Here is a 13,293-nt window from a genome sequence, read left to right on the forward strand (position 1 = left end):
TGGCTCAGATCATCGGCCGGAGCTGCGTCAGCTCGTCGTAGACGCTGAGGACCTGGGCGACGGTCTCGTCCTCGGTGGGCCAGCCGGCCGCCTGCCGGGTGCCCAGGTCCCGGAGGCGTTCGGCCCGTTCGGGGTCGTCGAGGAGGCGTGCGGCGGCCGCGGCGAGGGCCTCCGGGTCGTGCGGCGGGACCAGTTCGGCCGCGTCGCCGACGAGTTCGCGGATGCCGCCGGTCAGGGCGGCGACGAGCGGCACGCGCGCGTGCAGGGCCTCCTGGGCCAGGACCGACCGGGACTCCCCGCCGCCGGGCAGCAGCGCGAGGTCGGCGGCGGCGAGGAGTTCGCTCACGTCGTCGCGGCGCCCGAGCAGCCGGACGGGCAGCTCCTCGTCCTCGATGCGGCGCTGGAGCTCCGCCCGCTGCGGCCCCTCCCCCGCCACCACGACCAGCGGCACGGGGTCGAGGCCGCGCCACACCCGCGCGGCGTCCAGCAGCAGGTCGTGACCGCGGTGAGCGTCCAGGGACCCGACGGCCGTGAGCAACGGGCGCCCTATGGCGCCGAGTTCGGCCCGCAGCTTCGAGGACGGCCGGTCGGACTCCTCGAGCCCCTCGGTCCGGCGGGGCCGGGGCAGCGCCACGGCGGCGAGCCGTGCGTCACGTGCGCCGGTCCTGCGGGCCCGGTCGACGAGGTCGGAGGTGGTGCCGAGGACCACGGTCGCCGTCCTCGCGACCCGTCGTTCCAACAGCCGCAGCAGATGGGCGCGGGCCCCCTCGGCGTGCGCGCGGTTGTGCCAGGTGACGATGAGCGGGGTGCGCCGCCCGCTGAGCGCGAGGACGGCACGGAACGAGGCGTGCAGTCCGTGCGCGTGGACGAGGTCGGCGTCCGTGCAGGCCGCCCGGAGCGCCGCCACGGATCCCGGATCGCTGCTGCGCGGCACGTGCACGTGTTCGGCCCCGGCCCCCGTGAAGTCGTAGGTGTCATCCGCCTCGCCGGGGGCGCACACCGTCACCCGCACGCCCCGCGCGACGAGCCCCGCTGCCAGGGAACGCACATGCGCGCTGCTGCCGGCGTTGCCGCCGCCCAGCACCTGCACGGTGCGCAGCGACGACTGGCCGTGCGGTGAGTGGCTGCTCACGTGGCCGGGGCTCCTGGTTCGGCGTCGGACGGTCACGAAGAAACGTACAAAGGGACCGGGCGGAGGGGTGGACCGCTGGCGTTCCTCCACGTACTACGCCCAAGGATGCCAGCACGTACGGGTGTTCCGTGCCGCCGAGCGCCCTGACACCCGGTCACAGAGTCCCCCTCATCACCCACACGGGTGAGAGAAACCGGGGTTCCGTTCGATTACCCAAGCGCTGACCTCGCCACCTCGCTCACCTGCCCCCACAGACCCCGGCGACGGCCCCGCCAAGCCGACGGCCGACCCGGCCCGTCCGCCCGTCCGTCCGCGAGCACGACGGTCAACGTGGCGGCCGAGGTGGCGTCCAGGGCGGCCGGGGGGCCGGAGTACAGCCCGACCATCCCCCGTGGTTCCCGCGCTCCCGGCGGCAGCCCCGACAAGACCCCGGCCGACCCAGCCCGTCCGCCCGTCTGTCCGCCCACAAGCCCTACGGCCGGAGTGGCGGCCAGGGCGACAGCGGGGGTCGGCGTACAGCCCGAACGTCCCCGCCCCCCTTGGTTCTCGCGGCCCTGACGGCAGCCCGGGCAAGCCCGACGGCCGGAGTGGCGCCCAGGGCGGCGACGGACCGCATGCGGCCCGAATCGTCCGCCCGCGCGTGGGATTCGCGCTCCCGTCGTGGCGTGCGCGCCCTGTCGGCACCGGGGCGCACAGGGCGCCGCCGTTCCCCGGGGCGACCCGGCCGCCACCGCGAACGCCGGGCCCCGTCCCCCTCGGGGTGGACATGCCTTCACCCTCGGGAACGGCCGGCTGCCGCCCGGCACCCGGACCGGACGGGGCCGGCACCGACCGGCGCTAGCCGTCCGCGCGGGCCGTGGCCAGCAGCTCCTCGGCGTGCGCCCGGGCCGTCTCGGAGTCCTCCTGCCCTGCGAGCATCCGGGACAGCTCCCGGATGCGGTCCTCGCCCTCGAGGACCTTCACGCCGGACCGGGTCACCGACCCGTCGTTGGTCTTCTCGACCAGCAGCTGCCGGTCGGCGAAGGCGGCGACCTGCGGAAGGTGGGTGACCACCACGACCTGAGCGGTCTTGGCGAGCCGGGCGAGGCGCCGCCCGATCTCGACCGCCGCCTTGCCGCCGACCCCCGCGTCGACCTCGTCGAAGAGATACGTCGGCACGGGGTCCGTCCCCGCGAACACGACCTCGACGGCCAGCATCACGCGCGAGAGCTCACCGCCGGACGCGCCCTTGGCGATGGGCCGCGGCGGCGCGCCCGGGTGCGGGGCGAGCAGCAGCTCGACCTCGTCCGCACCGGCCGGCCCGTAGGCGACCGGACGGCCGCCGACCTCGACGCCCTCCGGGTCCTCGGTCTGCCGGATGTCGAACGACACGCGCGCGTGCGGCATGGCGAGAGAGGCCAGCTCGGCGGTCACCGCGGCGGCGAACCGCTCGGCGGCGTCCGCGCGCGCGTCCGTCAGTGCCTGCGCCAGCCCACCGAGTTCGGCGCGCAGCGCGTCCCGTTCGGCGGTCAGCTCGTCGATGCGCTCGTCGTCGCCGTCCAGCTCGGTGAGCCGGGCGGCGCTCTGCTCGGCCCAGACGAGCACGGAGGCCACGTCCTGCCCGTACTTGCGGGTGAGCGCGGTGAGCGCGGCCCGCCGCTCCTCGACGGCCGACAGCCGCAGCGGATCGGCGTCGAGGTCGTCGGCGTACCCCGCGAGCTCGCCCGCCACATCGCCCAGCAGGATCCCGATCTCCCCGATCCGGTCGGCGAGCGCGGCCAGCGCCGGATCGTGCGACCTGACGGCCTCCAGGGCCCGCTGCGCGCCCGCGACGAGCGTGGTCGCCTCGATGCCCTCGGGGTCCTCCGGATTACCGGCGAGGGCGGCGTGGGCGGCCGTGGCGGCGGACGACAGCGCTTCCGCGTGCCCGAGCCGTTCGGCCTCCTCCGCCAGCTCCACGTCCTCCCCGGCGCGCGGTTCGACGCCGGCGATCTCGTCGAGCCCGAAGCGCAGCATGTCGGCCTCCTGGGCCCGCTCACGCGCGCGGGTGACGATCTCCTCCAGCTCGACGGCGACGGCCCGCAGCCGTCGGTAGGCCTCGGTGTACTTGGCGAGCGGCACGGTCACCGCGTCGCCCGCGTACCGGTCGAGCGCCTGTCGTTGCCGGGACTGCTTCAGCAGCCCCTGCTGATCCGTCTGCCCGTGGACGGCGACCAGCTCGTCGGCGAGCTCGGCGAGCACGCCCATGGGCACACTCCGCCCGCCCACATGCGCCCGCGACCGCCCCTCGGCGGAAACGGTACGGCTGATGAGCAACGCCCCGTCGTCGAGCTCGGCCCCGGCCTCCTCGGCCCGTACCACCACCGGGGCGTTCGGGGGCATGGCGATCCGCCCCTCCACGACCGCCCTCTCGGCGCCGATCCGCACGAGCGCGGGATCAGCGCGCCCGCCCAGCAGCAGCCCGAGGCTGGTGACCACCATGGTCTTGCCCGCGCCCGTCTCACCCGTGACAGCGGTGAAGCCTGGCGACAGCTCGACGACAGCGTCGTCGATGACTCCGAGCGACCGTATCCGCATCTCCTCCAACACGGACAAGACCTTACGAGGTCGGGGGGAGGAAGTGCGACGCCCCCCGGCCCCGGAAGGGGAACCCGCAGGTGAAGAATGTGTATCGACGGCCCCGTGTCACCCGGGTGAGTGGAGTTGCACCCGGGGCGCGGGAGCGTTCGGACCGCTAGTGCCGGGCCCCTCGCCACCCCGAGACGGGCAGGGCGAACTTCGCCACCAGCCGATCCGTGAACGACGCGTGATGCAGCCGGGCGAGCCGGACCGGCACGGCCCCCCGCCGCACCTCCACCCGGGCACCGGCGGGCAGCTCGACGGTCCGCCGTCCGTCGCACCACAGGACGCCCGGCGGAATGTGCGGCAGCACCTCCACCGCGAGCACGGAGTCGGGCGAGGTCACCAACGGCTTCGCGAACAGCGCGTGCGCACTGATCGGCACCATCAGCAGCGCCTCGACCTCGGGCCACACCACGGGCCCGCCCGCCGAGAACGCGTACGCGGTCGACCCCGTCGGCGTGGACAGCACGATGCCGTCGCACCCGAACCCGGTGACCGGCCGCCCGTCGATCTCCAGCACGACCTCGAGCAGCTTCTCCGCGCCGGCCTTCTGCACGGCCGCCTCGTTCAGCGCCCAGTCGGTGTGCACGATGTCCCCGTTGCGATGCACGACGACATCGACGGTCATCCGCTCCTCGACCTCGTACGCCTTCGTCACCACCCGGTCGACGACCTTGTCGAGGTCGTCGCGCTCGGCCTCGGCGAGGAAGCCGACGCTCCCGAGGTTGACGCCCAGCATCGGCACCCCGGACGCCCGCGCGAACTCCGCGCCGCGCAGCAGCGTGCCGTCGCCGCCGAGGACGATGAGCAGCTCGCACCCCTCCAGGCACTGCGGGGTGGCCTCGGAGACCAGCTCCACCTCCTCCGGCAGCGGCAGGTCGGCGGCCTCGTACTCCAGGACGCGCACCCCGATGCCCTCACGCAGCAGCCCCTTGACGACCAGCTCGGCGCTGCGGATGGCCGCGGGCCGCCCGGTGTGGGCGAGCAGGAAAACAGTACGAGCTCGGTTCTGAGTCAACGCGGCCCCTCCGCAACTGCACGGTCAACGTCGGCCGGGTCGAGGGCGGGCGCCCCGGCCCTGAGCCACAGAAAGTACTCGACATTGCCCGAAGGTCCGGGCAGCGGGCTGGCGGTGACACCCTTCACCCCGAGCCCCAGGTCCCACGCCTTCCCGGCCACACCCCGCACCGCTTCCGCCCGTAGCTGCGGACTCCGTACGACACCCCCGCTGCCGAGCCGTTCCTTCCCCACCTCGAACTGCGGCTTGACCATCATCACCAGGTCCGCGTCCGGCGCGGTGCACCGTGCCAGGGCGGGCAGCACCAGCCCCAGCGGGATGAAGGACAAGTCCCCCACGACAAGATCCACAGGCTTCCCATCGATCGCTTCAAGCGTCAACTCGCGTACGTTCGTACGGTCCTTGACGGTGACGCGTTCATCGCTCTGAAGAGACCACGCGAGTTGTCCGTATCCGACGTCCACGGCGACCACGTGCGCGGCCCCCGCGCGCAGCAGCACATCGGTGAACCCGCCGGTCGAGGCGCCGGCGTCCAGCGCCCGCCGCCCCTCCACCAGAAGCCCCCGCGGCACGAACGCGGCCAGCGCGCCGGCGAGCTTGTGGCCGCCCCGGGACACGTAGTCGGGGTCGTCGCCGTCGACGGCCACGACGATCGCGGCCGCCGTCTCGACCTGGGTCGCGGACTTGGTCGCGACCGTCTTGCCGACGCTGACCCGCCCGGCGGCGATCAGCTGGCCGGCATGCTCACGCGAGCGCGCGAGCTTGCGGCGGACCAGCTCCGCGTCCAGACGGCGTCGTGCGACTCCTGCCACGTTCGGTTCAGCTCCTGTGTTGGTACGACACCGGGGGCGCCGGAGGTCCCGGGCGGGCGTCGAGCGCGGTGAGCGCGTCGCGCAGCCCCCGGTGTACATCCTCGTACACCTCGACGTGTCCGTCGGTGGCGAGGTGGTCGGCGTCCGCCAGCCGGTCCAGCAGCGCGTCCACCTCCGCGTTGCCGGTGGGGGTCCGCGGGACGCCCAGCGGGGCGGGCGCGGCGGGATCGTGCTCGCGCTCCTGTTCCTCGGGCACGGCCTCCGGCACGGTCTCCGTGGCCGGCTCCGGCGCTGTGTCGCTCATGCGAAGACGCTACCTCGAAGGCCTGGGGTACCGTCGATCACGATGGCCACGATCGAGGAGTGCCACGCCGCACTCGAGAAGCTCTCGGACAACATGCGCAGCGCCGAAGGGGACGTCCGGGCGGCCGCCGCCCTCGACCGCTCGGTGAGCTGCCGGATCACCGACCTGGACGTCACGTTCGTCGGCCGGATGACCGACGGCCGGATCGTCGTGCACGACACCCTTCAGGGGCCTCCCGTGGAGAAGGCCCAGATCAGGCTGAGCATGACCGGCGACGACCTGGTCGCGCTGGTCGCCGGCGAGCTGAACTTCGCCAAAGCCTGGGGCTCGGGCCGGGTGAAGCTCGAGGCGGGGCTGCGCGATCTGTTCCAGCTCAGGAAACTTCTGTAACGACCGCCTGCTCCGCCTGCCCGGCCCGCGCCCGTGCCCTGCGCGCCGCGGGCACGACCAGGGGGGTCCTCGTCTCCGGGTCGTCGATGACCTGGCAGCGCAGCCCGAAGACCTCCTCCACCAGAGCGGCGGTGACGATGTCGTTCGGCGCGCCCTGCGCGATGACCTCGCCGCCCTTCAGCGCGATCAGATGGGTCGCGTACCGGGCCGCGTGGTTCAGGTCGTGCAGCACCGCGACGAGCGTGCGCCCCTGCTCCTCGTGCAGCTCCGCGCACAGGTCCAGTACGTCGATCTGGTGCTGGATGTCGAGGAAGGTCGTCGGCTCGTCGAGCAGCAGCAGCGGTGTCTGCTGGGCGAGGGCCATCGCGATCCACACCCGCTGGCGCTGACCGCCGGACAGCTCGTCGACATAGCGGTCGGCGAGCTCGGCCACCCCGGTCTGCGCCATGGACTCCTGCACGATCCGCTCGTCCTCGGCCGACCACTGGCGCAGGATGCCCTGGTGCGGGTAGCGGCCGCGGCCCACGAGGTCGGCGACGCTGATCCCGTCGGGCGCGATCGACGACTGCGGCAGCAGCCCCAGCGTCCGCGCCACCTTCTTCGCGGGCATCGACTGGATGACCTGCCCGTCGAGCAGCACCCGGCCCTGACTCGGCTTCAGCATCCGCGACAGCGCCCGCAGCAGCGTCGACTTGCCGCAGGCGTTCGGGCCGACGATCACCGTGAAGGAGTTGTCCGGTATCTCCACCGACAGCTGTTCGGCGATGACCCGCTGGTCATAGGCGAGGGTGACGTTCTCGGCGGACAGGCGGTTCACGGTGCTCCTTGGATTGTTCCGGTCGGCCGGACGGCCGTTGTCGTCGACCGCGCCGCTCATATCCGGCCCGCCCTGCGCTCGGTGACCAGGAGCCACAGCAGGTACACCCCGCCCAGCACACCGGTGACCACGCCCACCGGCAGTTGTCCGTCACCGAAGAGCCGCTGGGAGGCCCAGTCGGCGGTGACCAGCAGGGCTGCGCCCATGCACAGGGACGGCACGAGGTTGGGCCCGGGCGAGCGGGTCAGGCGCCGGGCGAGCTGCGGCGCGGTGAGCGCCACGAAGCTGACGGGCCCCGCGGCGGCGGTGGCGGCCGCGGTGAGCAGCACGGCGGAGACCATCAGCACCAGCCGGACGCGCTCCACCCGCACCCCCAGCGCGTGCGAGACGTCGTCGCCCATCTCCATCATCCGCAGCCCGCGCGCGTTGGCGAGCACGAGCGGCACGAGCACACAGGCCAGCACGAGCAGCGGCCAGACCTGCTTCCAGTCACGGCCGTCGAGGGTGCCGGTCATCCACACGACCGCGCGGGCCGCGTCGACGAAGTCCGCCTTGGTCATCAGATAGCCGTTGACCGCCGTCGCGATCGCCGAGATGCCGATGCCGACGAGCACCAGCCGGTACCCGTGGACGCCCCGCTTCCACGCCAGCAGATAGATCAGGGCCCCGGTCACCAGGCCGCCCACCAGCGCGCCGACGGTCACCTGGGCGGCGCTCCCGGAGAACAGCACGATCATCACGAGGGCGCCGGCCGTCGCGCCCTGTCCGAGCCCCAGCACGTCCGGGCTGCCCAGCGGGTTGCGCGACACGGCCTGGAAGAGCGCACCGCCGAGCCCCAGCGAAGCCCCGACGAGCAGGCCCACGAGGACCCGCGGCAGCCGCAGCTCGTTGACGATGAACTCCTGGCCGGCGTTGCCGTCGCCGAGCAGTGTCTTCACGACGTCTCCGGCCGGGATCGGGAAGTCGCCGGTGCCGATCAGCACCACGCTCGCGGCGAGCGCGGCCACCACCAGCGCGGCGACGACGATCAGCGCCCGCGGCTCCAACCGGACGGAGTACCCGCCCGGGGTGCGCAGCGCCCGAGGGCGGCCGTGGGGGATCTTCTGCGCGGTCTTCACAGCTGGGCCGTCCTCCGCCGTCGTACGAGAAAGATGAAGACCGGCCCGCCGATGATCGCGGTGATGATGCCGACCTGGACCTCCGAGGGCCGGGCGACGACCCGGCCGATGACATCGGAGCCCAGCAGCAGCACCGGCGACAGGACGGCCGCGTACGGCATGATCCAGCGCAGGTCGGGGCCGGTGAACGAGCGGACGATGTGCGGGACCATCAGCCCGACGAACACGATCGGCCCGCAGGCGGCGGTCGCGGCACCGCACAGCACGGTCGCGGCCAGCATCGACAGCGCCCGGGTGCGGTTGAGGTTCGCTCCCAGCGCCTTGGCGGTGTCGTCGCCCATGGCCACGGCGTTGAGCGGCCGCGCAAGGACGAACGCGAGAAGGGTGCCGACGACCAGGAAGGGCAGCACCTGCCGGATGGTCTCGTCGGTCGCCGTGGACAGCGAACCGACCGTCCAGAACCGCATCCTGGCGAGCGCCGCGTCATCCATGATCATCACGGCCTGGAGATAGCCGTAGAGCGCGGCGCTGATCGCCGTGCCGGCGAGCGCGAGCCGCACCGGCGTCGCCCCCCGGCTCCCGCCGAGGAACCAGACCAGCGCGCCGACGGCTGCCGCCCCGAAGAAGGCGAACCACACATAGCCGGTCAGGCTCGTGACGCCGAAGTAGGTGATGGCGGTGACGACGGCCGCCGAGGCGCCCGCGTTGATACCGAGCAGCCCGGGGTCGGCCAGCGGATTGCGTGTCAGCGCCTGGAGCACGGCACCGGAGAGTCCGAGCGCGGCCCCGACGAGCAGCCCCAGCACGGTCCGCGACAACCGCTCGTCGACCACGACGTCCGCGTACGTTCCCGAGTCCTCGAACAGCCCGTGCAGCACCTGCGCCACGGACAGCTCCTTGGCCCCGACGGCGATGCTCGCCACCGCCACCAGCAGCAGGACCGCCACGGCGGCGAGCAGCCCGACGGACCGTATCGCCCGGCGGTTGGGAGGCGCGGGGGCGGTCTCCGCGCGCTGTTCGGGAACACTGTCGACCAACACGCAGTTAGGTTAGCCTACCCTGCCAACGCGCCTCGATCCCTGATCCCTGATCCCTGATCACGAGCCGCGCCGAGGTCACGGCATCACCGCTCCGCGGTCCCACCGCCCGCCCCTTCCCGGCCCTGCGGCTCACAACCCCAGCCGCGCCAGCGCCTTCGCTCCGTCCAGCTCGCACGTCCCCTCACCGGCCGCCGTCCAGGCCGCCGCGCACAACGCCCGCAGCCCGTCCAGGACTTCGCCGTCCCCCACCAGCTCCAGACTCTCGGCACCCGCGCTCGCCGTCCAGCCACCGCAGCGGAAGCCGCCACCGTCCACGGCGACCTCGGGCTGACCGGTGAGCATCCCCCGCAGATCGCCGTCGACATACGTCGGCCGGTGCTGGGGCGGCGCGGCGAGCAGTTGCGCCCCGTCGGTGACGCCGGTGAGGACGAGCAGTGAGTCGACCTCGCCGTTGAACGCCCCCTCGATGTCCGTGTCCAACCGGTCCCCGACGACCAACGGCCGCTCGGCGCCGGTCCGCAGGATCGTCTCACGGTGCATGGGAGGCAGCGGCTTACCCGCGACCTGCGGCTCGGCACCGGTCGCGATCCGCACGACCTGCACCGCCGCGCCGTTGCCCGGCGCGATGCCCCGCCCGCTGGGGATCGTCAGGTCGGTGTTGGACGCGAACCACGGCACCCCGCGCGCGACGGCGTACGAAGCCTCCGCGAACCGCCCCCACGGCAGATCGGGCCCGCCGAACCCCTGCACCACGGCCGCCGGATCGTCGTCCGCCGACTCCACCGGTTCGAGCCCGCGCTCGCGCAACGCGACCCGCAGCCCTTCCCCGCCGATCACCAGCACCCGCGCTCCGGCCGGCACCTGCTCACTGATCAGCCGCGCGACCGCCTGCGCCGAGGTGATGACATCGTCGGCGCCCGTCGGTATCCCCAGCTCCGTCAGATGCCCGGCCACCGCGTCCGGCGTCCGCAGCGCGTTGTTGGTGACGTACGCGAGATGCATCCCGCCCGCACGCGCGGTGGCCAGCGACTCGACGGCGTACGCGATCGCGTTGCCCCCCGCGTACACCACCCCGTCCAGGTCGAGCAGCGCCGTGTCGTACGCCTCGCTCAGGGCCTGCCCACTGCCCTCGGGCCTCGTCCTGACGCTCCGGCTCATTCCACATCGCTCCTCGTTCGCTCCGCTTTCCCCCGATCATCCCGCATGCCACCGACAGACGTACGATGCCGGGATGAACTCAGCAGGTCACTCGGAAGCAACGGCGCCCCGAGGCCTGGAACTCACCCCGTTCCGAGGCCTGCGCTACGACCCCGACCGGGTCGGCAGTCTCGCCGCCGTCACCTCCCCGCCGTACGACGTCGTGGTCCGCCCCGACGGCCTGCACCACCTCCAGGACGCGGACCCGTACAACATCGTCCGCCTGATCCTGCCCCAGGCCACCACCCCCGCCGCCCGCAACGAACAGGCCGCCGACACCCTGCGCGGCTGGCTGGCCGAGGGCGTCCTGACCGCGGACCCCGAGCCCGCCCTGTACGTCTATGAGCAGCGGCACGCGGACGGCATGCTCCAGCGCGGCCTGATCGGCACCCTGCGGGTCTCCGAGCCCTCGGAGGGAATCGTCCTTCCCCATGAGGACGTCATGCCGCACATCGTCGCGGACCGCGCGGCCCTGATGCGCGCCACGCACGCCAACCTCGAACCCCTCCTCCTCACCTACCGCGGCAACGGCACCGCGGCAGAGATCGTGGACCGCGCGGCGGAGCGCCCTCCGCTCCTGTCCACCACTACCGAGGACGGCTACAGCCACCGCCTCTGGGCGATCACCGACCCCGCCGAGACGGCCCGCGTCCTCGCGGACCTGGCCCACCATCAGGCCCTCATCGCCGACGGTCACCACCGCTGGGCGACCTACCTGCGTCTACGCGCGGAGCACCCCTCCCCCAGCCCCTGGGACCACGGTCTGGTCCTCCTGGTCGACACCGCCCGCTTCCCGTTGCGCGTCCGCGCCATCCACCGCCTGCTGCACGGCTTTCCGGTCGCCGACGCCCTGGCCGCGCTCGACGGCCACTTCCGCGTCCAGCGCCTGGACGTCCCCCTCGCTGAGGCCCTCGACGCCCTCGCGGACACGGTCTGCGCCGGCAACGGGTTCCTGCTGGCGGGCGACGGCGCCTTCCACCTCGTCGACCGACCGGACCCGGCACTCCTCGACCGCACGGTCCCCGCCGACTTCCCCGAGGCCTGGCGCACCCTGGACGCCACGGTCCTGCACGCCACGCTCCTCGACCACATCTGGCAGATCCCCGAGGACGACCCCGCCCGCATCGCCTACATCCACGACACCGCCGCGACGGTACGCAAGGCGGAACGCGACGGCGGTACGGCGGTCCTCCTGCACCCCGTCCGCGAGGAGGTCGTCCGCGATCTCGCCCGGCAGGGCGTCACGATGCCGCGCAAGTCGACGTCGTTCGGCCCGAAACCCGCCTCGGGCCTGGTCCTGCGCGCACTCGACCTCTGAGCGCGCCGCACCCCCGAACGCACGAAGGGGCGGGACCCGGTGAAAACCGGATCCCGCCCCTCGCCGCTGCTACCGGCCTGCGTCAGTCCTCGTCACGGTCGACCACGTGCTCGGTCTCGTCACGACCGAGCTGACCCTCGACCGAGTCCCCGCCCTCTTCCGCTTCCGTCGCCCGCTCGACGACGGTCTCGTCGGACTCGGACTCGGACTCGGACTCGGACTCGGACGCAGTCTCGTGCTCGGTCTCGTGCTCGGTCACGACCCCGTCCTCGTCCTCGTCCAAGGCGTCGACGAAGTCCACCCCGTCCATCTCGGCGAGCCGGTCGGAGGCGTCCGTGCTGCCGTCCCGGTCGGCCTCGAGGGCCTTCGCGAACCACTCCCGTGCCTCGCCCTCACGCCCTGCGGCGAGCAGCGCGTCGGCGTACGCGTACCTCAGCCGCGCGGTCCACGGCTGAATGGATCCGGCGGCGAGCTCGGGGCTCTGCAACGTCACGATGGCCGCGTCCAGCTGCCCCATGTCACGCCGGGCACCCGCCGCGACGAGCCGCATCTCCACCTGGCCGGCCTTGTCGAGCTTGTTCACCTCGGGAGCACCGGCCATGTCGAGCGCCTTCTCCGGCCGCCCGAGCCCACGCTCACAGTCGGCCATGACGGGCCACAGCTCGACACCACCGGACATCCGCCGCGCGGCACGGAACTCGGCGAGCGCCTCGCTGTACTTCTGGGTGGCGTACGCGGCGAACCCGGCCGCCTCCCGCACGGCGGCGACACGCGAAGCGAGCCGCAGGGCCACCTTGGAGTACCCGTAGGCACCCTCGGGGTCCTCGTCGATCAGCCGGGCGACCATCACCAGGTTCTTGGCGACATCCTCGGCGAGCGTCTTGGGCAGGCTCAGGAGCTCCTGCCGCACGTCCTTGTCGATCTCGTCGCCGGTGACGTCCTCCGGGATCGGCAGCCGCTTGATCGGCTCGCGGTCCCGGTCCCGCTCGTCGCGGAAACGAGGCCCGCCACCACGCCGGTCGTCCCGACGGTCGTCACGCCCGTCACGGCCCCGGAACCCACCACCGGACCCACCGGGCCGTCCACCACGGTCGTCCCGACGCGGCCCACGGTCACCCCGGTCGTAGCCACCGCCACGGTTGTCGTCCCGACGGAAGGCGGGGCGATCACCACGATCGTCACGTCGGTCATCACGCCGGTCGTCCCGACGGAAGGGGGGACGCTCGCCACGGTCGTCGCGACGCGGCCCGCGGTCGTCACGCTGGAAGGCCGGACGCGAACCCCGGTCATCACGTCGGTCATCACGTCGGTCATCGCGTCGGTCATCGCGACGGAAGGGGGGACGCTCGCCACGGTCGTCGCGACGCGGCCCGCGGTCGTCACGCTGGAACGCGGGACGCGAACCCCGGTCATCACGTCGGTCGTCACGTCGGTCATCGCGTCGGTCGTCCCGACGGAAGGGGGGACGCTCGCCACGGTCGTCGCGACGCGGCCCGCGGTCGTCACGCTGGAACGCGGGACGCGAACCCCGGTCATCACGTCGGTC

General features: G+C 73.1%; 12 protein-coding genes and 1 pseudogene. 2 read left to right on the top strand and 11 right to left on the bottom strand.

Annotation, left to right across the window (positions count from 1 at the left end):
* Positions 1-4: 4 nt before the first annotated feature.
* The 5 genes from ACFVYS_RS23445 to ACFVYS_RS23465 all read right to left on the bottom strand — a co-directional run bounded on the left by ACFVYS_RS23445 (position 5) and on the right by ACFVYS_RS23465 (position 5,867).
* Positions 5-1,132, bottom strand: a complete 1,128-nt coding sequence (locus ACFVYS_RS23445) for a glycosyltransferase family 4 protein (protein ID WP_389504832.1) — start codon at positions 1,130-1,132, stop codon at positions 5-7.
* Positions 1,133-1,969: 837 nt separating this feature from the next.
* Positions 1,970-3,688, bottom strand: a complete 1,719-nt coding sequence (recN, locus tag ACFVYS_RS23450; protein WP_389504851.1) for a DNA repair protein RecN — start codon at positions 3,686-3,688, stop codon at positions 1,970-1,972.
* Positions 3,689-3,845: 157 nt separating this feature from the next.
* A complete protein-coding gene (locus ACFVYS_RS23455) occupies positions 3,846-4,751 on the bottom strand; it encodes an NAD kinase (RefSeq protein ID WP_020128151.1) in 906 nt (301 codons plus the stop codon).
* Positions 4,748-5,563, bottom strand: a complete 816-nt coding sequence (locus ACFVYS_RS23460) for a TlyA family RNA methyltransferase (protein WP_142269610.1) — start codon at positions 5,561-5,563, stop codon at positions 4,748-4,750. The genes ACFVYS_RS23455 and ACFVYS_RS23460 overlap by 4 nt, the downstream gene beginning before the upstream one ends.
* A 7-nt stretch (positions 5,564-5,570) precedes the next feature.
* Positions 5,571-5,867 (bottom strand): hypothetical protein, encoded by a 297-nt coding sequence (locus ACFVYS_RS23465; protein WP_389504834.1) that lies wholly within the window; start codon positions 5,865-5,867, stop codon positions 5,571-5,573.
* A 42-nt stretch (positions 5,868-5,909) separates the two neighbouring features.
* On the opposite strand from ACFVYS_RS23465, the gene ACFVYS_RS23470 reads away from it, so the two are divergent.
* Positions 5,910-6,257, top strand: coding sequence for an SCP2 sterol-binding domain-containing protein (locus ACFVYS_RS23470; protein ID WP_389504836.1), 348 nt, complete (start codon positions 5,910-5,912; stop codon positions 6,255-6,257).
* On the opposite strand, the gene ACFVYS_RS23475 is transcribed toward ACFVYS_RS23470, so the two are convergent.
* The 4 genes from ACFVYS_RS23475 to ACFVYS_RS23490 form a co-directional block, all read right to left on the bottom strand.
* Positions 6,241-7,134 (bottom strand): ABC transporter ATP-binding protein, encoded by an 894-nt coding sequence (locus tag ACFVYS_RS23475; RefSeq protein WP_389504838.1) that lies wholly within the window; start codon positions 7,132-7,134, stop codon positions 6,241-6,243. The two genes, ACFVYS_RS23470 and ACFVYS_RS23475, sit on opposite strands and share 17 nt — an antisense overlap.
* Positions 7,131-8,192, bottom strand: coding sequence for a FecCD family ABC transporter permease (locus ACFVYS_RS23480; protein WP_389504839.1), 1,062 nt, complete (start codon positions 8,190-8,192; stop codon positions 7,131-7,133). Before ACFVYS_RS23480 ends, ACFVYS_RS23475 begins: the two co-directional genes overlap by 4 nt.
* Positions 8,189-9,232 (bottom strand): FecCD family ABC transporter permease, encoded by a 1,044-nt coding sequence (locus ACFVYS_RS23485; protein WP_389504841.1) that lies wholly within the window; start codon positions 9,230-9,232, stop codon positions 8,189-8,191. Before ACFVYS_RS23485 ends, ACFVYS_RS23480 begins: the two co-directional genes overlap by 4 nt.
* A gap of 129 nt (positions 9,233-9,361) precedes the next feature.
* Positions 9,362-10,390, bottom strand: a complete 1,029-nt coding sequence (locus ACFVYS_RS23490; RefSeq protein WP_389504843.1) for an HAD hydrolase-like protein — start codon at positions 10,388-10,390, stop codon at positions 9,362-9,364.
* A 73-nt stretch (positions 10,391-10,463) separates the two neighbouring features.
* On the opposite strand from ACFVYS_RS23490, the gene ACFVYS_RS23495 reads away from it, so the two are divergent.
* Positions 10,464-11,747: a DUF1015 domain-containing protein gene (locus ACFVYS_RS23495; RefSeq protein WP_389504845.1), complete on the top strand. Its 1,284-nt coding sequence runs from the start codon at positions 10,464-10,466 to the stop codon at positions 11,745-11,747.
* A gap of 82 nt (positions 11,748-11,829) precedes the next feature.
* Here the strand turns inward: ACFVYS_RS23495 and ACFVYS_RS23500 are convergent, their stop codons facing one another.
* Together ACFVYS_RS23500 and ACFVYS_RS23505 are read right to left on the bottom strand one after the other, a co-directional pair.
* Positions 11,830-12,657, bottom strand: coding sequence for a tetratricopeptide repeat protein (locus ACFVYS_RS23500; protein WP_389504847.1), 828 nt, complete (start codon positions 12,655-12,657; stop codon positions 11,830-11,832).
* Positions 12,639-13,293 (bottom strand): annotated as a pseudogene (locus tag ACFVYS_RS23505) (hypothetical protein); the annotation flags it as partial. The pseudogene ACFVYS_RS23505 and the gene ACFVYS_RS23500, both read right to left, overlap by 19 nt.

It is taken from the genome of Streptomyces sp. NPDC058295, assembly GCF_042880655.1.
GTDB lineage: Bacteria > Actinomycetota > Actinomycetes > Streptomycetales > Streptomycetaceae > Streptomyces > Streptomyces coriariae.